The organism is Falsiruegeria sp. JB4-1 (genome assembly GCF_055693495.1).
The window spans coordinates 1,589,800-1,614,329 of the sequence record NZ_JBVFTZ010000001.1 but is presented as its reverse complement, the minus strand read 5'-3'; the positions used below and the strand labels follow the sequence as shown (position 1 = coordinate 1,614,329).

Annotated in this window: 19 protein-coding genes and 3 pseudogenes; 4 read left to right on the top strand and 18 right to left on the bottom strand. The window is 57.0% G+C overall.

Translation table 11 applies throughout. The features are described 5' to 3' along the window. Positions 1–528: 528 nt before the first annotated feature. The 15 genes and pseudogenes from ACZ1HE_RS08310 to ftsW form a co-directional block, all read right to left on the bottom strand. Entirely contained in the window at positions 529–2,214 is a 1,686-nt protein-coding gene (locus tag ACZ1HE_RS08310; RefSeq protein WP_472620343.1) for a chloride channel protein, read from the bottom strand. Between the two features lie 247 nt (positions 2,215–2,461). After that, entirely contained in the window at positions 2,462–4,111 is a 1,650-nt protein-coding gene (gene recN, locus ACZ1HE_RS08305; protein WP_472620342.1) for a DNA repair protein RecN, read from the bottom strand. Between the two features lie 24 nt (positions 4,112–4,135). Beyond that, positions 4,136–4,990, bottom strand: coding sequence for an outer membrane protein assembly factor BamD (locus ACZ1HE_RS08300; RefSeq protein WP_472620341.1), 855 nt, complete (start codon positions 4,988–4,990; stop codon positions 4,136–4,138). 128 nt (positions 4,991–5,118) lie between these two features. Further along, positions 5,119–6,051 (bottom strand): UDP-3-O-acyl-N-acetylglucosamine deacetylase, encoded by a 933-nt coding sequence (gene lpxC, locus ACZ1HE_RS08295; RefSeq protein WP_472620340.1) that lies wholly within the window; start codon positions 6,049–6,051, stop codon positions 5,119–5,121. A 200-nt stretch (positions 6,052–6,251) separates the two neighbouring features. Further along, positions 6,252–7,900, bottom strand: a pseudogene (gene ftsZ / locus ACZ1HE_RS08290) (cell division protein FtsZ). A gap of 346 nt (positions 7,901–8,246) precedes the next feature. Further along, positions 8,247–8,651, bottom strand: a complete 405-nt coding sequence (locus ACZ1HE_RS08285) for a hypothetical protein (protein ID WP_472620339.1) — start codon at positions 8,649–8,651, stop codon at positions 8,247–8,249. Positions 8,652–8,657: 6 nt separating this feature from the next. Further along, complete coding sequence (gene ftsA, locus ACZ1HE_RS08280) at positions 8,658–9,992, bottom strand: cell division protein FtsA (protein WP_472624411.1); 1,335 nt, start codon at positions 9,990–9,992, stop codon at positions 8,658–8,660. 5 nt (positions 9,993–9,997) lie between these two features. Then, positions 9,998–10,891: a cell division protein FtsQ/DivIB gene (locus ACZ1HE_RS08275; protein WP_472624409.1), complete on the bottom strand. Its 894-nt coding sequence runs from the start codon at positions 10,889–10,891 to the stop codon at positions 9,998–10,000. A 98-nt stretch (positions 10,892–10,989) separates the two neighbouring features. After that, complete coding sequence (locus tag ACZ1HE_RS08270) at positions 10,990–11,910, bottom strand: D-alanine--D-alanine ligase (RefSeq protein WP_472620338.1); 921 nt, start codon at positions 11,908–11,910, stop codon at positions 10,990–10,992. Positions 11,911–12,015: 105 nt separating this feature from the next. Further along, the gene (gene murB, locus ACZ1HE_RS08265; RefSeq protein WP_472620337.1) at positions 12,016–12,942 is read right to left on the bottom strand and encodes a UDP-N-acetylmuramate dehydrogenase; all 927 of its coding nucleotides are present in this window, start codon (positions 12,940–12,942) and stop codon (positions 12,016–12,018) included. Positions 12,943–13,174: 232 nt separating this feature from the next. Then, complete coding sequence (locus ACZ1HE_RS08260) at positions 13,175–13,414, bottom strand: DUF2484 family protein (protein WP_472620336.1); 240 nt, start codon at positions 13,412–13,414, stop codon at positions 13,175–13,177. After that, positions 13,414–13,629, bottom strand: a complete 216-nt coding sequence (locus tag ACZ1HE_RS08255; protein ID WP_472620335.1) for a DUF2484 family protein — start codon at positions 13,627–13,629, stop codon at positions 13,414–13,416. The genes ACZ1HE_RS08260 and ACZ1HE_RS08255 overlap by 1 nt, the downstream gene beginning before the upstream one ends. A gap of 82 nt (positions 13,630–13,711) precedes the next feature. Beyond that, positions 13,712–15,106: a UDP-N-acetylmuramate--L-alanine ligase gene (murC, locus tag ACZ1HE_RS08250; protein WP_472620334.1), complete on the bottom strand. Its 1,395-nt coding sequence runs from the start codon at positions 15,104–15,106 to the stop codon at positions 13,712–13,714. An 11-nt stretch (positions 15,107–15,117) separates the two neighbouring features. Then, a pseudogene (locus tag ACZ1HE_RS08245) lies at positions 15,118–16,210 on the bottom strand (UDP-N-acetylglucosamine--N-acetylmuramyl-(pentapeptide) pyrophosphoryl-undecaprenol N-acetylglucosamine transferase). Then, positions 16,210–17,373 carry a putative lipid II flippase FtsW gene (gene ftsW, locus ACZ1HE_RS08240; protein ID WP_472620333.1) on the bottom strand — a complete coding sequence of 388 codons (1,164 nt, stop codon included), beginning with the start codon at positions 17,371–17,373 and terminating at the stop codon, positions 16,210–16,212. Before ftsW ends, ACZ1HE_RS08245 begins: the two are co-directional and overlap by 1 nt. Before the next feature lie 430 nt (positions 17,374–17,803). On the opposite strand from ftsW, the gene ACZ1HE_RS08235 reads away from it, so the two are divergent. From ACZ1HE_RS08235 to ACZ1HE_RS08220, 4 genes are all read left to right on the top strand, one after another. Further along, the gene (locus ACZ1HE_RS08235) at positions 17,804–18,256 is read left to right on the top strand and encodes a hypothetical protein (protein WP_472620332.1); all 453 of its coding nucleotides are present in this window, start codon (positions 17,804–17,806) and stop codon (positions 18,254–18,256) included. Beyond that, positions 18,193–19,440: an amidohydrolase gene (locus ACZ1HE_RS08230; RefSeq protein WP_472620331.1), complete on the top strand. Its 1,248-nt coding sequence runs from the start codon at positions 18,193–18,195 to the stop codon at positions 19,438–19,440. The genes ACZ1HE_RS08235 and ACZ1HE_RS08230 overlap by 64 nt, the downstream gene beginning before the upstream one ends. Beyond that, positions 19,340–19,699 (top strand): amidohydrolase family protein, encoded by a 360-nt coding sequence (locus tag ACZ1HE_RS08225; RefSeq protein ID WP_472620330.1) that lies wholly within the window; start codon positions 19,340–19,342, stop codon positions 19,697–19,699. The genes ACZ1HE_RS08230 and ACZ1HE_RS08225 overlap by 101 nt, the downstream gene beginning before the upstream one ends. A gap of 135 nt (positions 19,700–19,834) precedes the next feature. Further along, positions 19,835–21,013, top strand: coding sequence for a BaiN/RdsA family NAD(P)/FAD-dependent oxidoreductase (locus tag ACZ1HE_RS08220; RefSeq protein ID WP_472620329.1), 1,179 nt, complete (start codon positions 19,835–19,837; stop codon positions 21,011–21,013). Between the two features lie 9 nt (positions 21,014–21,022). On the opposite strand, the gene ACZ1HE_RS08215 is transcribed toward ACZ1HE_RS08220, so the two are convergent. From ACZ1HE_RS08215 to mraY, 3 genes and pseudogenes are all read right to left on the bottom strand, one after another. Continuing rightward, a complete protein-coding gene (locus ACZ1HE_RS08215; protein WP_472620328.1) occupies positions 21,023–21,847 on the bottom strand; it encodes a trypsin-like serine peptidase in 825 nt (274 codons plus the stop codon). 11 nt (positions 21,848–21,858) lie between these two features. Then, positions 21,859–23,259 carry a UDP-N-acetylmuramoyl-L-alanine--D-glutamate ligase gene (murD, locus tag ACZ1HE_RS08210; RefSeq protein WP_472620327.1) on the bottom strand — a complete coding sequence of 467 codons (1,401 nt, stop codon included), beginning with the start codon at positions 23,257–23,259 and terminating at the stop codon, positions 21,859–21,861. 156 nt (positions 23,260–23,415) lie between these two features. Further along, a pseudogene (gene mraY / locus ACZ1HE_RS08205) lies at positions 23,416–24,497 on the bottom strand (phospho-N-acetylmuramoyl-pentapeptide-transferase). Between the last annotated feature and the right edge of the window lie 33 nt (positions 24,498–24,530).

The window sequence follows — 24,530 nt, the reverse complement described above, 5'->3', positions numbered from 1 at the left end:
CGGGCGGCAAAGGAATTTTGCAATCCAATCCATAGCTAAGAATTTCGAAACGGGGTGAATTGCCTGAACAGCAAACTCCGTTTCGTTCCTTCAATCCTTTAGAAACGTCATCCTGATCAGTTCTCAGATCGACTTTCTATGGGTTGTCATCAGTGTCGCGTATCGTGACCATCGCATAACGGTCCCCAAGACGTGCATTTGGTACTTTTGAGAAAGAGACGATGACGTCAGAGAACGACGTCTTTCTCTATAGCCTCCTCGACAAAGACAGCTTAGGCCAATTGTCCAATGGTTTTTCCAACCGATCGGGCGCACCCCTTACTCGCCTTAATGACCGCGACGTATCCGAGATGCCTACCCTCCCCAAACATATCCAAAGCTCTGAGTATCAAGATCTGGAACGTTACGGGTCAGACGAATTTTAGACAATTGATTGCCGTCAACGGCTGGCCAAGCCATGGGCAATTATCGATATGCAATGGTCGTGTTGAGATCACGACCAAAAATCAGCGGCAACACTCTTGTACGCTACGAGTGCTCCTCGGCCGCAGTCGCCGCTAGCGCCCGGTTATATGCCTTGAGTGCATCTATGTGGAACAATGCACCCACCAGCTTAGGCGGCATATTCTCCTTTGGGACAACAACCGGAATAAATGGCACGTCCGCCCGGTCAAAGAAGGGCATTGCCGCCTCGAGCGTGGCGCTGGCCTCTACGCACAGTCCTTCGCCGATCATGCGTTCGCAGGTCTCGACATCAGCGCAGCGCGGGTCATCCAGCGCGCGCATTACTGAAGAACATCGCATCAAAGCAAGCAAATACGCTTGCGGACCCGCCGCGAGATGGATGTTCCTTCGTTCTAGCTGTGTCAAAAAGAACGAGCGATCGACCAGCCGTGACGCAAGGGCCGTGGACATCGAAACAGAAACCATGACCGCAATCCCGATCTGCCAGTCTCCTGTCAATTCAAACACGATGAGCGTCGTCGAAATCGGTGCGCCCAAGACGGCGGCGGCCACGGCGCCCATTCCGGCAAAGGCATAAAGCGTGTGCGTGCCAGAAACATCTGGCAGCAACCCTGTAGCGACCAGGCCAAAAGCCAAGCCAGACAAGGCACCCACCATCAATGACGGTGAAAAAACCCCACCCCCCATGCGACCACCAAAGGTAATGGCAACTGCAATGGTTTTGAGCACGGCAAAGATGATCGCGTTGTGCAAAAGTAGATCGCCGCTCAAGGCCAACGTCGTCGTCTCATACCCAACACCAATGATATGGGGGAACCATATTGCCAACCCTCCCAACATGGCGCCCGATATCGCAGGGCGTAACCAGCGCGGTAAGCTGAACTTGGCTTGAAAATGGTTGGCCAGATCTTCGGCCAGAAAAATCGAACGCATCAAGGCAACCGCGATCACCCCACACAACAGGCCAAGCAACAAAAATGCTGGCAATTCAACGTAGAACTTCAGCGACCCCGGCGTGTTCAGCACAAATTCAGTGACATCTCCGAATTCGAGCCTGTTGATCACTGTGCCCGCCACAGAAGCAATGACGATTGGGGCAAAGGCGTGGACAGCAAAATGGCGAAGCACCACTTCAAGCGCGAAAAGAGCACCTGCTATGGGCGCGTTGAAGCTTGCGGAGACCGCAGCGGCGACCGCGCACCCTAGGAGATCACGACCGGTAATGCCATCAGCGTTGATCCGGTCGCTGACCCAGGTTGATACAACACCGGCCATATGTACCACGGGACCCTCGCGCCCGGTTGACCCGCCAGAGCTCAACGTTATCCAAGAGGCCAGCATCGATGCGATACCCGCCTTCTTCTCGACCCTTCCGTCGGTTAAGGCAGCCCCTTCGATGACGTCCGCAACCGAGCGAACCCGACCATCTTCGGTAAACTTGTGCAGGATTACACCGACAATCAATCCACCGACAATCGGAATACACAGAACCCAGTACCACGGTAGTTGTTCTGCAAAACTGTGCAGAAACTGTACGTCTTCTGTCCCGTAAAGAGTGGCCTGCAAAGCGTTGATTGCCTTGCGAAAGAACAAAGCAGCAAATCCGGCAACAATACCGATAACCAAGGCTATGAACCAAAACTGTATCTGGCTTGGACCACGATGGCGCATCACACGCCAACCGTCTTTGATGGCCGCCATGGCCAATGTGATCTGCTGCTTGAGCAAGCTTCTGGTAGAAGGGGTCATGCGCGACCTCAGGACATCTCTTAAACCTGTTTAGGACACTGAGAGTTAACAGAAAAGGAGCATTCCCGCCTAGGGGCGCTGGAAAGACGTCAATTTTTGCTACTGTCGAGCTTGTGTCTCAGGCCCCTAATTGCGTGAGATCGCCCCATATTACGTACGCCTTGTCCATCGAACCCTATAAAATGCCTGACTGGTACCAAGTTCACAGCCCTGCCCATGTAAGAAGCTCAGCAATCGGCAGTAAAAGTCAGGACGTCAGCAAAGCCCTCGCCGCCGCCCGCGCCTCGTCCGTGATGGTGTCGCCAGCAACCATTCGGGCAATCTCGTCCACGCGTTCATCCGTCGACAAAGGCACAACCGATGACAGGGTCGCATTGTTTTGCACCTGTTTCTGCACGCGCCAGTGATGTTGACCTTGCGCCGCAACCTGAGGGGAATGCGTGACCACCAAAACCTGACCGCCTTGAGCCAACGAGGCAAGACGCCGTCCCACCGCATCGGCAGTTGCACCACCAACGCCGCGATCGATCTCGTCAAAAATCATTGTTCGTGCACTGTCGTCGCCGGTCAGGCACACCTTGAGCGCTAGCAGGAAACGACTGAGCTCGCCACCTGACGCGATTTTGTTTAGCGGACCGGCTGGTGCGCCCGGGTTAGTCGCTACGGTAAAGGCGACCAAGTCGTAACCTTCAGGACCAGCTTCGCCTCTGGTCAGTTTGGTTTCGAACACAGCGCGCTCCATCTTGAGCGGCGCCAACTCTGACATAACCGAAACATCCAACTGCCCTGCTGCGTCAGTCCGAGCCTTCGACAGGGCATCAGCTGCATCGTCATAGGCGACTTTGGCTTCGGCTAACTCTGCTTCTAGCCGGGCCAAGTCAGCGTCCCCAGCGTCAAGAGCATTCAGTTTTTCGCGCAGCGTCTCTGCGTAGTTGCCAAGTTCGTCAGGCAATACGTCATGTTTTCGGGCCAAGGCCCTGATGGCAAACAGGCGTTCTTCAGTTGTTTCCAATTCTGCCGGATCAAATTCAAGGGCATTCAAACAGCTTTCAACGCCAGATTGGGCTTCTCCCAATTCGATAATGGCGCGTCCCAAGGCGGCCAATGGCTCCTCCAACTGACCACCCGCCTCGGATGAAACGCCTTCGAGCCAACGCAACGCATCAGACATCGCGCCTTCGGCGCCCTCTCCGCCCAACAGAGCAAAGGCCCGGGCCACGTCATCGCGGATCTTCTCTGCACCTTGCATCAAGCGGCGGCGCGCATCCAAATCTGCATCTTCGCCTGCAACCGGATCCAGTTGATCCAGTTCAGCCACCGCATGGCGTAGAAACTCTTCTTCGGCCCGAACAGCATCCAGCGCAGATTGCGTCGCATCTACTGCTTTTCGAGCCTTGGCCATATGCGTCCAGCTCGCTCGAGTAGTCGTCAACATTCCATCAAGCTTGGCAAACGCGTCCAACATGGCCCGATGACCGCGCGCGTTCAAAAGACCCCGATCATCATGTTGACCGTGCAGTTCGATCAATGTCTCAGACAGAGTGCGCAGCACCTCTCCCGAACAGCGGCGATCGTTAACCCACGCCGTTTTGCGCCCGTCAGCGGTATTCACACGGCGCAAAATGAGTTCTTCCCCGGTTGGCAAACCTGCTTCGGCAAGGATGTCATGTGCCGGGTGTCCCGCCGGAAGGTGGAATTCCGCGGTCACTTCACCTTGTTGTGCCCCCTGGCGAACCAGTTCAGCACGCCCCCGCCAACCAAGAACAAACCCCAGCGAATCCAGCAAGATGGATTTTCCGGCCCCGGTTTCCCCGGTCAAAACATTCAAACCCGGCTGGAACTCCAGTTCCAGCCGGTCGATGATCAGCATGTCGCGGATATCAAGTGTTCGCAGCATAATGCGATCCCGTTTGCCGGGCCTTTACAGCCACTCACCCTTGACCGATTGACGATAGATCTGGCTCAACCAGTTGTTGCCACGGTCCTTGAGTTTCAGCCCTGCGGCCGTCAGAAGTTTGTAGCTGCTCTCGTACCATTCAGAGGATTGGTAATTGTAGCCCAGGATGGCACCAGCAGTCTGGGCCTCGTTCACCAGTCCCAGGGACAGATAAGCCTCTACAAGTCGATGCAGAGCCTCGGCTGTGTGCGTTGTGGTCTGGAAATCCTCGACGACAACTCGGAATCGGTTGATTGCAGCGGTGTAGTGATCACGCCGCAAATAATAGCGCCCGATCTCCATTTCTTTTGCTGCCAGATGATCGAAGGCCAAATCAAACTTAAGGATCGCCGATGTTGCGTATTCGCTGTCAGGATAGACCTCGATCACCGTACGCAGAGACTGCAAAGCCTGAAAGGTCAGACCCTGATCGCGACCCACTTCGTCGATCTGATCGTAGTAGCTGAGCGCAAGAAGGTATTGAGCATAGGCCGCATCTTCATCCGTTGGATAAAAGTCAATGTAGCGCTGAGCCGAAGCCCGGCTCTCGGGATAGTCTTTGCCCGAATGATAAGCGAAGGCCTGCATGATCAATGCGCGCTTTGCCCAATTGGAATACGGGTAAAGCCGTTCAATCTCGGAAAAATACCATGCGGCATCGTCGGTCCGGGATTGTGCCAGTTCAAATTCACCGCGTTCAAAAATCTGTTCTGGCGTAAACCCCTCAAGGTTCTGGCTGCGGTCTGCCGAGTTGCGCAATCCCCCTCCGCTACAAGCTGCCAGAAAAGCCGTCAGAAGAAGTGCACCAACTAATTTGGCCCCCACCTTGCCGCCGATCATACTCGCTCATCCTTGTCGTCTTGCCTTGCCGGTTAACCCGACTGAGCATCGGTCTAGCACATTAATTTCCGCTGCAAAACGCCTTAACGACCAGTTAAGAAAAAGACCTGCAGTCTCGCGTCGAGTCCTTAAGCAACCTGCGGAATTTCTGCCCAGACCAACCCCTGCCCTGGCAGGCGCGCCGCAGTTTCAGGGTCACACAAAACGGGGCGAACCGCGCCGGGTGTCTCGAACAGCTTTCGCAGAAGGGTATTCGTCAGTGAATGACCCGCACGTTCACCAATATAGTGACCAAGCAGCGGGCCGTCGGCCATATAGAGATCACCAAGCGCATCCAGCATTTTGTGACGAACAGCTTCGTCGGCATGGCGGAAACCGCCTGGGCTCAGGACGTCCGAACCATCAACAACAACCGCATTGTCAAGAGTACCACCCAACGCCAAACCGTTTTCGTGCATGGCATCCACGTCGGCCTGGCGGCAGAATGTGCGGCTATCGCTCAATTCCCGGGCAAACGTTCCATTGCGCATATCCAGCTTCTTGTTTTGACACCCGATTGCCTTGTCTTCGAAATCAATGTGGAATTCGATTTCCAGCCGGTCCGACGGCAAAAGCGTCGCTTTGGCGCCGTCTTTTTCCACGGTTATCGGCTTCAGGACTTCGTAGGCCAGAACCGGCGCTGCCTGACGACGCACACCTTTGGCCATTATGCCGCGAACAAAGTCGACCGACGATCCATCCATGATCGGGACTTCTGGTCCATCAATTTCGATCAGAACATTATGGATGCCGCAGCCAGCCAAAGCGGCCATGATGTGCTCGACAGTCGAGATGGTCACACCGGCATCGTTGACCAGTTTCGTGCACAGCGGGGTGCGTTCAACCAGATCATAGATTGCAGGGATCATTGCATCGCCCACCTGGATATCGGTTCGCTTGAACCAGATACCATGTCCAGCCGCGGCCGGACGCAGAACCATTTTGACACCAGCGCCGCCATGCAGGCCGACACCTTCAAAGGTTACAGAGGTTTTGAGCGTATTTTGCAACGTGTGCCTCATACATCAGTTTCCAGCGTCCTTGCGCTGTGTTGACCCTGAAGTAAGGGAGGGGGAGCTCACTCTCAACTCAATCTTTGTAACCGAATGAAACATCGATGTAACAGATAAGCGAAACACTGCTCATCGCCCACTAACATCATGTAAAACAATTAAAAAAGGCCACCTTTCGGTGGCCTTATTCATCAATTTTGTGACCGCTATCAGTTCGCTTGGCGACGCAGGAATGCCGGAATTTCGATCCGTTCCTGCTCTGGATCACTCTCAACCGCAGCAGGTGCCGCGGCGTCAGCTTGACGCATCATAGGTTGTTGACGGACCTGCGGAGCGGGGCGTTCAGCTGGCGTGTCAGCCGCGTGACCTGTCATGCGGTCGATCAAGCGATTGAAGCCGAAACGTCCCTTTTCCTGCGCGGGCGCAGCCTCGGGTGCTGCCGCCTGACGCGACGACGCTGAAGGCACTTTTTGAGCCGCAGCCTGCAACCTTTGCAACGCCTCTGGTGAGGGGGTACCGGGAGCTGGTGCACGTGGTGCGACAAAAGTCTCGGCTTCGGTTTCGACCTCTTCGTGACGGGGCTCAAAGGCTGCCACTTGTGGTTGATACGCTGGCGGTGGCAGACCATCATCAGATGCCAGCTCGGGGTCATCTGCTTCAAAATGTCCTCACCCAGATCTTGCGCGGCAACCTCTTCAACACCCATGCCAGTGAACAGGCTAGGCTCTTCGGCTGCCTCTGCAACAACCGGTGCTGCCGGGGTTTCCAACGTCAACGGCTGCTCCGGGGCGACCTCGGGGGTCATTACGGGCTGAGTGTCTTCTGCCGAAACTTTCTGCTTAAGCGGCGAAGCCATCGGGCGGCGCGGCACAGGGACGTCCGAATGAACCTCGGATGCATCAATGCCTGTTGCCACAACGGAAACGCGCATCGCACCTTCCATTGCCGTGTCCAAAGTCGAACCAACGATGATGTTTGCTTCGGGGTCGACTTCTTCGCGGATGCGGTTTGCGGCCTCGTCCAGTTCGAACAGGGTCAGGTCGTGGCTGCCGGTGATGTTGATCAGAACACCCTTTGCGCCCCGCAGGCTGATTTCGTCCAGCAAGGGGTTTGCAATAGCTTTTTCAGCGGCTTGGGTGGCGCGATCCTCGCCCTCACCTTCACCCGTGCCCATCATTGCCTTGCCCATCTCGTCCATCACGGCACGAACGTCTGCAAAGTCGAGGTTGATCAGGCCCGGACGGACCATCAGGTCAGTCACACCCTTGACGCCCTGATACAGAACGTCATCGGCCATCGAAAACGCCTCGGTAAAGGTCGTCTTTTCGTTGGCCAGGCGGAACAGGTTCTGGTTCGGGATGATGATCAGCGTGTCGACGACCTTTTGCAGCGCCTCTACGCCGTCTTCAGCCTGACGCATGCGCTTGGCACCTTCGAACTGAAACGGCTTGGTCACAACACCAACGGTCAGAACACCCAGTTCACGTGCAGCCTGCGCGATAATCGGGGCAGCGCCGGTTCCGGTGCCTCCGCCCATTCCGGCGGTGATGAAGCACATGTGCGCGCCTGCCAGGTGATCGACGATCTGCTCGATGCTTTCTTCGGCTGCCGCGGCCCCGACCGAGGCACGGGCCCCCGCGCCCAGACCTTCGGTGACCTTCACGCCCAACTGAACCCGGCTGGTCGCATGGTTCTGCTGCAAGGCTTGAGCGTCGGTGTTTGCCACCACGAACTCGACCCCGTCGAGTTCTTTTTCGATCATGTTGTTGACTGCGTTACCACCCGCGCCGCCGACGCCAAAAACCGTGATCCGCGGCTTCAAATCGTCCTGACCGGGCATCGAAAGATTCAATGTCATGCTCTGTCCGCCTGTTTAGATGCCCGCTTGCGCAAGCTTTTTCTTACCTATCCACAGTTGACTCTACTGTGATCTGGCAAGGGCGTCATCAAAAAAACGCAATATAACCCCAAAATATCGAGGGTTTCTGGTGTGCATCAGCAGTATTTCGCCTAAGCACCCGCTACATATTGCGAGCTTTCACCCGAACAGCACAAAACACCCCCTCGGATTGCCGCAAGTATGTCTGGGCACCGTTGGACGCGTATTAGTTCAATGTCTTGACGACTGCTCATCCTGCCGTCGGGTTTCTGATGAACCTTGTGGACAGTTTGGGGGATAACTCTACGGTCCGCAAGCCGTTTCTTCAGCTCAAGGGCAGGGTTTCACACATCAATGGCTCTTCCGAAATGCCACCAACGCTTTGCACGCCAAGCGTGAAATTACCAACCGGACGGACAATGATCCTGCCTTTGTATTCATAAGGCCACCAGCACGCAGGTTCGTCTCCATGAAGGTCATCGTAGATGAAGCACACGCGTCCGCGATCAACATATAGTTGGCCGGTGACGCACCCGTTCTCGGGTGTTTTCCAAATGGTTTGAGACCGGCTTAGAAACTGCTCTTCCCCAACCAGCCGTCCGGATTGAAAATCCTCGAACCTGATGGTCTTACCCAGCACAAAATCGATGAAGGCCTCGGCAGGCATAAGAGTTTGCGCCGACGCTGATGATGCCAGTACCCAGCCCACCAAAGCTCCGACACGCCACATCAAGGTTCACCAGTTGTCACGGAACCATTTCACTGCGCGTTTGAGAGACCGGCCCGAGTAGCGATCAATCGGGATCTCAAAATCCCACCATTCGTCCTGCGGGTTTGCCGCAAACAGGCTCAGTCCTACTGCGCTCGAAAAGCCAGGACCTGTCGCGGATTGTGGCAGACCGTGAACTCTCAATGGCCGTCCCAGTCGCACACGTTGGCCCAGAATTCGGCTTGCCAGGCCATCCAGCCCCATGATCTGGCTACCACCGCCGGTCAATACAATCTGCTGACTCGGTAAATGGTCGAAACCTGCTGCATCCAACCTTGCACGTACCTCTTCGAGGATCTCTTCAACGCGTGGGCGCATGATACCAATCAATTCAGCGCGGCTAACAGTTCGCCGGTCATGCTCCCAGTCTCCCGTGTCGCCGCCAATGTCGATCATGTCTCGGTCATCCGCGCCAGTGGCATGGACACCACCGCAGAACGTCTTGATCCGCTCGGCGTTGGCCATCGGCACACCCAGACCCATAGAGATGTCACTGGTCACGTGATCACCGCCCATCCGAACGCTGTCAGCGTAGATCATGTGTTTCTTGAGGAAGATCGAAACGCTGGTAGACCCGCCACCCATGTCGATACACGCCGCGCCCAGTTCCTGCTCGTCTTCAACCAATGACGAAATGCCCGAGACATAGGCAGATGACGCGATACCTGCCAGCTCCAGATCGCAGCGTTTGATGCAATGCACGAGGTTCTGGATGGCCGCGCCGTCAACGGTTAGCATATGCATGTCCACCGCGAGCGCCTGCCCCAGTTGCCCCCGGGGATCGCTCAACCCTGAACGGTGGTCCAATGCAAAGTTCACCGGTTGTGCGTGCAAGACTTCACGCCCCTCTCCATACTCTGGCACATCGCATGAACTGAGGACCCGGGCCACCTCTGCTTCGGTAACCATCTGACTTTCCAGTTCGATCTGCGCGTCCAGACCGTAAGAGCGCGGGTTGGCCCCCGAGAAACAGGCAATCACGTGATCCACCCGAATTTCCGCCATCTTCTGCGCCGCCTGCAACGCCGTCCTGATCGCGCGCTCGGTTTCCTGCATCGCGGTGATCTCTCCGAACTGCACGCCCCGAGAGCGCGTAGTCGCGGCACCGATCACCCGAAAGCCTGTCTGCCCCGCCATTGAGCCGATGGAGTTGTCCTCGCTCAAGCGGCCGGTTCCGTCAAACCGCAGCACAAGGCATGAGATTTTCGAGCTGCCCACGTCCAGAATGGCCACAACACCACGCTGCATCGCCTGACGTCGCATCTGCCGCATTGCGCGCTGAGACTGATAGAGGTCCGCCATCATGATTACTGTCCGTTCTCGCTTGTTTTTCTTATCCGCCACCATTCTTCGACAGCGTTTTCCGTCATTCGTATTGTTGGTCGCGCGCCAAGGCGCATATCCACTACCGCTACGTCTCTCTCCAGAAGATCCTGCACTTCGTTGACCGCGAGGACCCTTTCGAGCGCACGCACTGGGCGTTCACTGGGCAATTGAATGCGTTGGCCGCGATCCAGAACCACGTCCCACCGGCGTTCGCCGATACGTGCCAAACCACGCAATCGTTTCCCCAGAGGGCGGGCAGCTCGAAGCAGTGCCATTGCTTCGCCAACTGCTTCATCCGCGGCATCCCCCACGATCAGGGGAAGATCCGCTCGATCGGACCGCGCTTTTAGATCGTCTACGTGGGCTCCGGTTTCGTCCAAAACCTCAAGACCTTCACGCGTCCTCCAAACAACGGTAGGAATGCGCTCGGTTACGTTGACTTGCAAAATACCGCCTGGACGAATACGGACTGACGCCGATTTAACCGGGTCCAAGCCTGCGACGACTTCACGAATTTGTTCGACATCCAGATCGAAAGAACTGATCGGAAAGTCGAATGGAACAACTTCGCGAATGTCGGCGGACAGGCTATCGCCCGCCCCATCGATGGCCATAAGGTTGACCATGAATTCAGGCCGCTCCTGGATCGAAGCACGTACATCGGCGACAAAGAGGTTCAGTGCATCGCGCCGTTTCTCGTTTGCCAAAAAGGCGCTACCTGCAACAAACACAAGACAAAAGGGAACCCCGATCCGCAACCCCAGACGGATGCCCGGGGTAAGCATCCACCGTTGAAACCGGTAGCTCCAACGAGATGGAGCCGGGTCTGCAGATTTCCCCGAGACACGAATACGACCCACGCCCTCCAAGGGCATGCCTTTGCCCTGAGCGTCAAACTCGCCACTGGCAAATTCCGCATCCTGCGCCTGTGGCACCTTGGACCGGAACAGCACCGGCAGCATGCGGTTGCGCTTTACCTGTTGCACGAGGCGTCCTCCACCATCCAGGCGCAGAGCTGACCAAATGTCATGCCCAGTTCACCCGCTTGTTCGGGTACCAGCGAGGTCGGTGTCATGCCGGGCTGTGTATTTGTTTCCAACAGGAACAGGCCGTCAGCGCCGTTGCTGTCATCCCAGCGGAAATCGGTCCGGCTGGCACCGCGACAGCCCAAAGCCTGATGGGCGCGCAGGGCATAGTCCAGGCAAAGGTCAAAGATGTCTTGCGGGATGTTGGCGGGCACCTCGTGGCGCGAACCGCCGGGGGAATACTTGGCCTCGTAGTCGTACCAGCCATCGGCAAAGATCTCTGTCACGGTCACTGGCTTGTCGCCCACAACAGTCGTCGTCAACTCGCGCCCTGGCACATATTGTTCAACCATCACCTGCGCGGGCATGGTGGATTCCAGCTGCGGTGGTGAATTGGCAGCCTCTTGCACGATATAGATGCCGACAGACGAACCTTCGTTGTTGGGCTTAACGACATAAGGTGGCGCGATCACATGGCGCGTCTTCACCTCGTCACGGTCGGCAATCACGCTTTGGGCCACAGGCAGGCCAGCCGCACGAAACATCTCTTTGGCGCGGTCCTTGTCCATCGCCAGCGCCGACGACAACACACCTGAATGCGTGTAAGGGATGTTCAGCCACTCCAGCAGACCCTGAACGCATCCATCCTCGCCCCAGCGGCCATGCAGAGCATTAAAGACAACATCTGGCTTGATCTCTTGCAGGCGTTCGGACAGGTCCGGACCTGCGTCCAGCTCTATCACGTTAAATCCTTCGTCCCGCAGCGCGGCGGCGCATTCACGCCCACTGGAAAGGGAAACCTCGCGTTCAGCCGAGGGTCCGCCCATCAATACCGCCACTGTCCGGGGTGCCCTGCTCGACTGACCCACAACACGTGCCTCGAATTTGCCGGACCTTATTTGGTGGTCCGTGTCTGCTATTTGCCGCCATTCCCGCCTGTTTTATTGGCCTGATCAGGTTCGGGAAACGGGGTGTTATTTGCTCAGCGGCTCACCGACCCGCATGATTTCCCATTCTAGCGTGATCCCGCTGGAATCGTAAACCTTTTTTCGCACCTCTTCCCCAAGGCCTTCGAGGTCTGCGGCAGTTGCGCCACCGGTGTTGATCATGAAGTTCGAGTGTTTTTCGCTCATCTGAGCGCCGCCGACGCGCGCGCCCCGCATGCCGGCGTTGTCGATGACCTTCCACGCTTTCAGGTCATGCACATCATCCGCGCGCCCCGTGGAAGAAAAACCGGCCGGGTTGCGAAAGGTCGATCCGGCGCTACGATCCTTGGTCGGCTGCGTCTCGTCACGCTTGTGCAGCTGCGCCGCCATTCGGGCATGCAACTCCTCCGCATCGCCCGGCACCCCCTTGAGCGTGGCCGACACCAGTACAGCGCCCTCAGGCATATCCGTCTGGCGATAGCGAAAGTTCAGCTCATCCGGCCCGATCTCGCGCAGCTCTCCCCGCCGCGTCACAATGGTGGCCGATTGAAACACATCCGCCGTGTAGCTGCCGTAGCAGCCCGCATTCATCCGAACTGCCCCGCCGATGGAGCCCGGAATGGTGCGCAGAAAGGTCAGATCAACACCTGCATCCGCTGCCTTACGCGCCACATGCGCATCCAGCGCCGCCGCCCCTGCGGTCACGGTCAGACCATCAACGTCGATTGAGTTGAAGCCACGCCCCAGCCGGATCACAACGGCTCGCAACCCCCCATCCCGCACGATCAGGTTCGAGCCGACACCCATGGGAAATACATCCACATCACCGGGCAGTTGCCGCAATAAGTCCTGCAGATCCTCAATATCGGCAGGTTGAAACAGATAGTCTGCCGGACCACCCACGCGCAGCCAGGTAAAATCAGACAGATCGCGCTGCGGGGTCAATTTTCCGCGTAGGGTGTTGGTGGGGATCATAAGGTCATCCGGCTGGTGGTCTCTTGGGATGCATCTAGCCCAAGGAGGATCGGTTTCACAATGCCTTCAACGATGGAACCACAGCTCCATGACACCACAAATCGGATAGACCGCAATAGGAGTTCGGCAACAGGGTCGTCCCCAAGTCGGCGACGCCGACCAGCCCTCAACCCAGGGTCAGGGGCTGATCTATGTACACTGGGCAAGCGATATCCAAATCGCGAACCCCGGCTCAGCTTTTTCCCCGCACCCAACGGCCCAGGTAGATCACTGGCCAGCGCAGTACCGACATGCCACCCAGCAGGACCACCAGCCCAACCCAGGGGCCGTTTTCGTAGGTGACATAACCCAAAAGCGGGATGCCGATGGCGATCAACACATAGGCGTTGCGCCAATGGTTGTCCTTGCTTGGCGTCATCGCCAGCACGTTGGCCACGATGGCCCAAAAACAGACAAGCGCGATGGAAATCATCAGTGAGGCTCCTGTTCCTTGATCAGAGTGTCAGCATCGCCACCCGCCCACTTGCGCCAAAAATAGCGCAGCGGATTGCGGAACATCGACATGAATGCAATTGCGGCAGCAATCCCGGCAACCCAACCAAACTCGCGACTCAACAGGTAAATCAGAACCGGTGCCGCCAACATCAAGGTGACGCCCGGCACGTATTGATGGCGCAGCGGCAACATCGCAACGCCGCATGGCGGCAAGAACCCAAATGGCCGAAACAACAATCAAAAGCGTCACGTTGGCTCTCTTCCTATAACCGCGTCACCCAAGACGCGCTGGCAACCCGTTGGCCCAGGCGCTGATCGTGCCAGCACCAAGGCAGACAACCATGTCGCCTGCGCGCGCTTGTTCGCGCACCAAACGCTCCAGATCATCCTCGTTCAGGATGGCGCGTGCATGACGGTGGCCATGGCGGATCAACCCCTCGACCAAAGCGTCCCGGTCGGCGCCCTCAATCGGGTCTTCGCCTGCGGCAAAGACCTCGGCAATAGCCACGACGTCGGCTTCGTTAAAACAGGCGCAGAAATCATCAAACAGGCTGTGCAGGCGCGAATAGCGGTGCGGCTGGTGCACTGCAATCACACGACCCTCGCTCGCCTGTCGCGCCGCTTTCAAAACGGCGGCAATCTCAACAGGGTGGTGACCATAATCGTCAATGATGGTCACACCGTCCACCTCACCCACCTTGGTAAAGCGCCGGTTGACGCCGCCAAAGTTGGCTAGCGCGGTGCGGATTTCATCGGCCTTCATGCCCAGATGACGGGCCACTGCGATGGCAGACAAAGCGTTTGAGACATTGTGGTCACCCGGCATCGGCAGGGTACATCCCTCGATCACCATATCCTCGTGCTGCAAATGAACGTCGAAATGCGCCACGCCCCCCTTGTAGGTCAGGTTGACGGCGCGCACATCGGCCTGCGCGTTGAACCCATAGGTGCGCACGCGGCGATCAGTGATCCGGCCCACCAGTGCCTGCACCTCGGTATGATCGGTGCAGCAAACGGCCAGCCCGTAGAACGGCAGGTTCGAGACAAATTCATAAAACCCGTCGCGCAGCGTGTCGAAATCGCCCCAATGCTCCATGTGCTCGGGGTCGATGTTGGTAACGATGGCGATTGTCGCGGGCAGACGGTTGAACGAGCCGTCGCTTTCATCCGCTTCGACCACCATCCATTCGCCCTGCCCCATCCGCGCGTTTGAGCCATAGGCGTGAATGATGCCGCCATTGATCACGGTTGGGTCAAAGTCTCCGGCCACCATCAATTCGGCCATCATCGTCGTGGTGGTGGTCTTACCGTGCGTGCCTGCAATCGCGATGTTGGATTTCAGGCGCATCAGTTCCGCCAGCATGTCGGCGCGACGCACCACCGGCAGGCCCTGGGCGCGTGCGCCGTCCAGCTCGGGGTTACCCGGCTTGATCGCGGTGGACACCACGACAACTGCCGCGCCTTCAAGGTTTTCGGCGCTCTGGCCAACAAAGATGCGCGCGCCCAGTTCGCCAAGGCGGTCGGTGATTTTCGACGCCTTCAGGTCGGAACCCTGCACCTGGTAGCCAAGGTTCAACAACACCTCGGCGATGCCCGACATGCCAATCCCGCCGATGCCCACGAAATGGATCGGTCCGACGTCAGTGGGGAGCTTGGTTGCAGGGGTCATCCGTTTTCCTTTCAGGCCGCGCCTTGGGCCAGATCTTCGACAAGCGCCACCAGACGCTCGGTTGCATCCGGGATACCAACACTGAGCGCGGCGTTGGCCATCTGCTGAGCGGCTTGTGGGTTTGTAAGAACCGCCGCCATCTGCTCTGCCAACACGGCAGAGTCAAGGCGGCTTTCCGGGATCATGATCGCGCCACCGGCGTCGACCAGCCCACGCGCATTGGCGGTCTGGTGATCCCCGTCGCCGCGGCAAAGGGGATCAGGATGGATGGCCGCCCAATGACAGAAATATCCGCGACACTGGAGGCACCGGACCGGCTCACTACCAGTTGCGCCTCGGACATGCGACGCGGGACATCGTTGAAGAAGGGCTTCACTTCGGCTGCAATGCCGTTTTCGGCGTAAAACTGCGTCACCCGCTCGCCATCTTCATCGCGGGCCTGATGGGCGACGCGAATGTATTGACGCAAGTCATCGGGCAACATTGCGATCGCTCCGGGCACCACATCCGACAGGATGCGCGCACCTTGTGAGCCGCCCATGACCAGCACCGACATCGGATAATCCCCGGGCGAGATATAGCCTGCCCCGGCCCGTTCCAGGATCGCGGCGCGCACCGGGTTGCCCACATGACCGGCCTCCACGCCCTCGGGCACATCCGTGGGCCAGGTGCCGCAGGCAATACCTGCGACGCGTTTTGCAAAAAGCTGATTGACCCGTCCCAGAACCCCGTTCTGTTCGTGGATCATGCGCGGCAGCTTCAACAGCGTCGCCGCTCCAAGCGCCGGGATCGACGGATAGCCGCCAAATCCCACGACAACATCCGGCGTGTCGCGCTTCATCTGCCAGGCCATGCTGGCGATGCCACCCGCGATCTTTGGGGCCACCAGTGCTTTGGCCAGCACACCGCCGCGGGCAAAAGTCGCACTCGATGCCTCGACAATCTCGGTCGTATGCGGAAAGCCGCCCGTATAGCGCGCGCCGCGTGCATCTGTTGACAGGCGCACCCGCCAACCTTTTTTAACATCGCTTCGGCCAGCGCCTGTGCCGGGAACATGTGCCCACCAGTGCCGCCTGCCGCAATCAGCAGATAGTTTTGCGTCATCATCCCCGTCCGCGCAAAATGTCACCAAATTCGCCTTGAGGGCGCGTTCTTGTAAACGCCAGCAGCATCCCCAGAGCAATCCCACCGGCAATCAGCGATGATCCACCGTAGCTGACAAAGGGCAACGTCATGCCTTTTGCTGGCAGCAGTCGCACTGCCACACCCATGTTGATCATCGCCTGAACACCGAACATGCAGGCCAGACCGGTACCGGCCAGTCGGATGAACGGATCACGTTCCCGCATCAGACGCAGCAAGGAGCGCACCACGATCGAGGCGTAGAGCAGGATGATGATCAGAACCAGGATCAGACCATATTCCTCGGCGGCGACGGCAATGATGAAATCGGTATGCGCGTCAGGCAGCGACCATTTCACCTGCCCCTCGCCCACGCCAACACCAAACAAGCCACCCTCGCGGATCGCGTTGGTCGCATAGCCCAGCTGAGTTGTGGGGTCCACGTCGGGGTTCAGAAAGCCGTCAATTCGACGCGCGAAATGCTCGGAACTGGAATAGGCAACCATGCCGCCCAGAACCACAACACCCGCCATGGCCACCAAGAGCAACATCGGCGCTCCGGCCACGAAGTACATTACGCCCCAGCCAAAGAGCACCAGACAGGCCTGACCAAAATCGGGCTGCATCACCAGCATCGCCACGATCGCCATGCACAGCGCAAACGACCACAGGCGACCCGGAGGGCCGTTGATCTGCTGGCTGGCGGCAAAAAGCCACGCGGCGACAACCACAAAGCCCGGCTTCAGAAATTCGGATGGCTGCACAGATGCAAAACCCAACGAATACCACCGCACAGCACCTTTGCCGAAATCCGTTCCAAAGATCGGCAGAAACGCAAGCGCCACAAAAGAACACAAAAACCCAAGAACCGCCAAACGCCGCACTAGCGTGGGCGACATCATCGACGTCAGCAGCATGGCAACCAAAGCCGCCCCGCCAAAGATCGCTTGACGTTCAACATAGTGGAAGGGATCAAACCCGTTGCGCGCGGCAAGGGGCGGCGATGCAGCCAGCCCCAACAGCAAGCCGATCCCAAACAGGATCAACACACAGGACATCGACCATTTGTCGAGCGTCCGCCACCATTTCGGAAGAATTGGTTCGCCGCCCTGCGCGGGCACGGCACCATACACCATCTCAGTCATGAGATTACCGCCACTGATCTGCCTCGTTGATGTCCCTTTTCGGGATCTGTGGCCGACTCTACAGACAGTTTTGCATTTGGGCTAGGGGATATACGGGAGGCGGGCAAAAAACGGCCTGAAGTGGCGTATCTGCCCCCCAACTCGCCACTTTCGGTGAAGCGATCCAACAGGACCAACTGACCAGCCAACAGCAACTGGCTAAGAAACTGAGCGCTTAGCGAGCTGCCTTTCCAGCGAAAAGTGCGGCGTCTTTCTACAACGCTTAACCAAAACTGAAACGACGCAGCGCTAGTAAAGTCCAAGACCTGCTGTGCGGACTAAGCGGACGCTCGCAAAGAAGTAACTTCTGTATGTAAACCTACTTGAAAACCATTTGGTTGCCGCTGCGTTTCTCCGGCATAGTACAAAAACAGACTTCAGGAGGTCAGAAATGCCCAGGATCAACCGTCGCATATTTCTAAGAGCAGGGCTTGCCGGTGCAACGGCATTAACACCGCTTAGCGCTGCATTTGGACAGTCCAGTTCGCTTTCTGAATTGGGAACGGCAATCGTACCACTTCCTGAGGTGACGGTTTACACCGCCAGAGAAATAATGACGCTTGATCCGGCAAAGCCCTCGGCTGAAGCCGTCGCCGTCGTAAATGGCCGCATCCTTTTGGTTGGTAGTCTTGAAGACGTTCAACGCATCCTTAAAGGGCAGCGCCATAAAGTCGATACAACATTTGCCGACCACGTCATTGTGCCTGGTTTTATCGCCCAGCATGATCACCCGCTTTTGGCGGCTCTCACGATGTCTTCGGAAATCCTTTCAATTGAAGATTGGGTTTTGCCCACGGGCACGGTGCCTGCCGTAAAGGACAAAAAGACTTCACCGACCGGCTGACAAAAGCAGTCGAGCAACGTACCGACCCATCTGAGCCAGTCGTTTCATGGGGGTATCACCCAGCCTTTTATGGCCCGCTTACGCGGGAGGACCTTGACGCTATAAGTTCGACCCAACCGATACTGGTTTGGGCAAGGTCGTGCCATGAGATGATACTGAACAGTGCCGCACTGGAAATGGGCGGTGTCACGCAGGACGTCGTCGAAGGGTTTGGAGCTTCGGAGCAGGCACAGTCCAATTTTTCGGAGGGACGGTTCTGGGAACAGGGATTGTTTGCGGTGTTGCCATTCATAGCTTCAATTGCCGCAACCCCAGAACGACTGCAGTCCGGTTTGGAACTGACGCGTGACTACATGCACGCCAAAGGCATTACGTTTGGAAACGAACCCGGTGGCATTCTGGCCAAGCCAGTTCAGGACGGCATCAACGCGGTTATGTCCAGTCCCGACATGCCCTTCCGTTGGTCCTTCATGCCGGACGCGAAAACCTTGGTCGACACCTACGCCGATGACGATCAGGTAATCGCCGAGACCGAAAAACTTGAAAGCTGGTATGGGGGCATGACCAGCCTTGCGCCCAAGCAAGCCAAGCTGTTTGCGGACGGGGCAATCTATTCGTTACTCATGCAGGTACGTGATCCGTATCTGGATGGGCACGAAGGCGAATGGATGATGGACAAAAGCCTGTTTGACAGAGCATTTCGCATCTACTGGGATGCAGGTTACCAAATCCATGTGCACGTAAACGGAGACGCTGGACTTGATCGCGTTCTGGACGCACTGGAAATGAACCTAAGACGCAATCCGCGCTATGACCATCGGACCGTTCTGGTTCATTTCGCAGTTAGCGCCGAAGAACAGGTGCACAGAATTTCGAACCTTGGCGCCATCGTCAGTGGCAATCCATACTACGTCACTGCCCTTTCAGACCAATATTCTGCTGTCGGACTCGGGCCGAAGAGAGCGGATGCGATGGTACGTCTGGGCGATGTTTCGAGGGCAGGCATTTCTTGGTCGCTGCATTCCGATATGCCAATGGCGCTAAGCCGATCCGCTTTTCCTGATGTGGTGTGCCGTAAACAGGGTGACTGCGTCAGGTCGTATCGCGGGGCCGGATCAACGGGTCGGTGCGGAGGAAGCCCTTCGAGGTGTCACGATCAAAGCCGCCTTTTCATTGAAACTTGAAGATGAGATCGGCAGCATTGAACCAGGGAAACGCGCAAACTTTACCATTCTCGACGACAACCCTATTGCGGTGGATCCAATGAAAATCAGAGACGTTAAAGTCTGGGGAACCGTAATGGAAGGGCGGGTTTTTCCAGTTGAAAAGGCAGAGAGAAAAGCGTCGTTGATGCCTCCGGTCGGTAGAGATGGCAACATAGACGCTGACTTTGCACGCGCAACACTTGAGCATGCTCTCAAAGTTGTCCACACACATCTTTAACTCTCGTTTTTATGTTATCAGTTGTCGGAAGAGGTTGTCTGGTATGGGCTCGTCACGGACTTTCCGCACTTTTCGAGCAAGACGTCGAACCCCATTCCTCTTGCCATCGCGCCCAAACCCGGCCATGCCCGGCGCATGAGATTTGACACGATCATCCTGGGTGCCGGAGCTGCTGGCATGATGTGCGCCGCCTATGCGGGCGGGCGCACTTTGGTGGTGGATCACGCCAAGAATCCGGGCGAGAAAATCCGCATTTCGGGTGGCGGGCGCTGCAATTTCACCAACATGTATGCCGAGCCTGGCAACTTTCTGTCGCAGAACCCCCATTTCTGCAAATCTGCACTCGCGCGCTATACCCAGTGGGATTTCATCGAATTGGTCGGGCGCCACGGCATCGCTTGGCACGAAAAGACACTTGGGCAGCTGTTTTGCGACGGCTCGTCAAAGCAGATCGTATCGATGCTTGTGCAAGAGATGAACCAAGCAGGTGCTACCTTGTGGCTGCAAACCTCGCTTGTGGATTTGAGCAAGACAGACAGTGGTTACCGCCTGACTTTCGAAAAGGACAGCCAGCGCCATGTTGTAACGTGCCGAAATCTGGTTCTGGCCACCGGCGGCAAATCAATCCCCAAGATGGGCGCCACCGGTCTCGCATATGACGTCGCACGCCAATTCGACGTCCCTGTTACAGAAACGCGCCCTGCTTTGGTGCCCTTTACCTTTCCCGAGGGACGGTTCAAGCCACTTGCCGGTGTCTCCACCCCCGTGCGTCTGAGCAACTCTCGTACCAGCTTTGACGAGGCCCTCCTATTTACCCATCGCGGCCTTAGCGGGCCTGCTGTGTTGCAATTGTCGTCTTTCTGGCGCGAGGGAGAGGAGATCTCGATCAATTTTAACCCCAACGGCTCCCTCTTCGACGCCCTGCGCGAGCAGCGTCAGGTCCATGGACGCAAGGCACTGACCACCGAATTGGCCACGCATCTCCCGGCCCGCCTTGTTGATAGCCTCAAGGGTGATATTCCAATGGACGGAAACTTGGCGGATCAGTCGGACGACAGGTTGCAGGCCTTGTGTACCGCACTTTCAAACTGGTGCGTTACACCTTCAGGAACCGAGGGCTACCGCACTGCCGAAGTTACACTGGGTGGCATCGACACTTCGGCGCTGTCGTCACGAACAATGGAGGTCGAAACCGTTCCAGGCCTTTATTTTATTGGCGAGGCGGTGGATGTGACTGGCTGGCTCGGCGGGTTCAATTTCCAATGGGCCTGGGCGTCAGGGCATGCAGCGGGCAAAGCCATTTCCGCGAAGTAAGTCGCCAATTCAAATCGGGTTGAAATACCGGCTGAACGTGGATGAGGGCACTCCGACGCTGACCGGTCCATCCCGACTGCTCGAAAGGGCCGACAAAACCCCCACGACCCAAGGGCGATCCCCTTTCATCATCAACAAAGGCGCTCCTGAATCGCCTTTCATGACCGAACAACGCTGGATCAACAGATCAGTTTCAACACCCTCGACTGGAGCCCCGCAATCGGTGGCCAGAGAAAGTACATTCTTTCGCAGCGCAGGATAACCAGCAACGCTATATGCTGCATTCGGGTCTAACTTCGTTGTCATCGGAAGAAACCCGACGCGATCCCCAAGCGGATCTTTCAGCACCAATAGAGCCCAATCCTGTTGTGCTTTGGCCTGAAAGCTGCGTTGCCGGGTGTCATTGACCGGATCCATGATAAACCGCGTCACAGTCGATACCGCAACGGCCTTGCCACGTTGATACCCGGCCACAAATCTGATGGACGACGGAGGGATCCATGTCTTGCGCGCGTTGTTGAACAAACAATGCGCAGCCGTCAGGACCAAGCGACTTGAAACAAGCACACCCGAACAATGCGTAAGGATTTGACGGCTTGCGAAATTGACCCGGCCGATCGCTTGCCATGGGTTTACTGACGCATCCAAAATCCTTCGTTCACGTATGGCGGTACAACCCTTGGCCAGGTTCTGACCCAGAGCGCAGATTCCATCCAAACGGCCAACATGAACCTGCTCATTCAACTGCACATCCAGGACATATTGCCTGGTCTGGGTTAACCCCGGTGACGAGACCCCAAAAAACGATAGCATCACGAGCAAGATCAATCGCATCGTGTGCCCGCTCAGCCAGATAGCCTGGCGCGGACCTCTGCCTCGAAATCTTCGCCGCGTTGTTCAAAGTTGTCGTATTGATCGAAACTCGCAGCCGCGGGAGCAAGCAACACAGTTTCCCCGTCCTGCATTTCCGCCATTGCTCGCTCAACGGCGCGGGACATGGTCGTGCACACCTCGGCCTCGACCTCTAGCTGCATGGCAAATGCCGCCGCCTCGCGCCCGATTACATAGGCCTTTTGGACATTGTCCGTTGCTGCACTCAATGCCGATAGCCCGCCTTCCTTTTCCAGCCCGCCACAGATCCACCGGATCTTCTTGAACGCCTGCAAAGCTTTAACCGCCGAGTCGACATTTGTGGCCTTGGAATCATTAACAAAGGTCACGCCATTCGCTTCCGCGATGATCTGGCTGCGATGAGGCAGACCCGGATAGCTGTGCAAAGCCGCCTCGATCACGCGTGGAGCCAAACCCAACGACCGACAGGCGGCATAGGCGGCACAGGCATTCTGATGATTGTGAGAGCCAGGCAAACCCTTGATCGGCCGCAGGTCGATCGATCCAGCCTGCCGACCTTTGCGGTATTCGCTCAGAAACCCCTTTCGGGAAAAAACATGCCAGCCAGGACCAGAGAGCTTGCGGTCCACAGACAATCGAATGACCCGGTCATCTGCCGTGCCCTCGGACAGTTGATTGGCCAGAAACATCCCCTCAGCTTCATCGATCCCAATGATGGCACGATCCGGTCCACCCTCAGAAAACAGCCGCCTCTTGGCCGCGAAATAACCGCCGATTCCGCCATGGCGATCCAAATGGTCAGGGCTGAGGTTAGTGAAGACCGCCACGTCAGGGGTCAAGGATCGCGCAAGTTCTGTCTGATAGCTGGACAATTCCAGAACGATCACCGAGCCATTCTCGGCAGGATCGATGTCCAAAACACCCCGACCAATATTGCCAGCCAATTGCGACGGGTGGCCTGCTTCGGTCAGTATGTGATGTATCAAGGCTGCCGTTGTCGACTTTCCATTCGATCCCGTCACAGCCACGACCCGCGGCAAGGTTTCGAAATTGTTCCAGGTGGCATCGGCAAAGGATTGGAAAAACAATCCGATGTCGTTGTCCACGGGCACACCAGCATCCATCGCGACAGCAACCACTGGATTCGGGGTTGGGTAGAGATGTGGAATACCTGGACTGACAATCAGTCGCGCGACGCCCTCAAAAGCGGCGACACGGCGCATCTCGGCACAGGTGAACCCCTCGCTTTCTGCGGCCTCGCGAGCAGCTGGGTTGTCGTCCCAGCACACCACCTCTGCTCCACCAGCCCGCAAACTGCGCGCAGCGGAAAGTCCAGACCGCCCCAACCCAAGAACGGCCACCTTTTGTCCAGTGCACCCTTTGACAGGGATCATGCGCTATCCTCGTGAAATTCTGACATTTGTTCGACACCCTGCCCGCAACATGAGACCCAGTGCAAGCCACCAAATAGGCTCACGCGTCAGCGTGAGCAGGGCCCAACAGGGTGCAGATGGGCCAAAGGCCCGTCGGCACCCTGGCGGGAGCTTCTGTTATCTGACTTTCAACGTCGCCAACCCGATCATCGCCAGGATCAGAGAAATGATCCAGAAACGGATGACGATGGTGGGTTCGGCCCAGCCCTTTTTCTCATAGTGATGATGGATCGGAGCCATCAGAAAGACTCGCTTGCCTGTGCGTTTGAAGTAAAGCACCTGAATGATCACGCTGAGTGCCTCGACCACGAAGAGACCACCCACAATAGCCAAAACCAGCTCGTGTTTGGTGGCCACGGCGATTGCACCCAAAGCGCCGCCAAGCGCCAGTGAGCCTGTGTCGCCCATAAAGACTGCAGCAGGCGGAGCATTGTACCACAGGAAACCCAGGCCGCCGCCAAACAGTGCAGCGGTGAAAATCAGGATCTCGCCAGTACCGGGCACATAGTGCACGTCAAGGTATTCGGTAAAGTCGACCCGCCCCACGGCATAAGCAATCACGCCAAGGGTCGAGGCTGCGATCATGGCGGGCATAATCGCCAGTCCATCCAAACCATCGGTCAGGTTCACGGCGTTGGCTGCGCCAACGATGACGCAGATCGAAAACGGCACATAAAAAAGACCGAGGTTGATCAGCGTGTCCTTGAACACCGGCATCGCCAGTTGATACTGCAACGCCTCGGGATGGTTGTAGGCCGCCCAGATCGACGCGATCACCGCAATGATGATCCCCAACGCCAGCCTCAGTCTTCCGGGCACACCTTTGGTGTTTTGTTTCGACACTTTGGCGTAATCATCGGCGAACCCTATTGCCGCATAAGACAGCGTCACAAAGAGCACCAGCCATACAAACGGATTGTCCAGCCGTGCCCACATGAGCGTCGAAGTCACCAGCGCACCGACGATCAACAGACCACCCATGGTTGGCGTTCCGGCTTTGGCAAAATGCCCCTCAGGGCCGTCATCGCGGATCGGTTGCCCCTTGCCCTGCTTGCGACGAAGAACGTTGATCAATGGGCGCCCGAACAGAAAGCCAAACAGCAACGCTGTCATAAAAGCCCCGCCCGCGCGGAAAGTGATATAGCGGAAGAGGTTAAAGAAATCCCCCCATCCGACAGCGCGGTCAACCAATACAACATCTGCTTTTGCCCCTACTCATCCGTGGTCTTCGA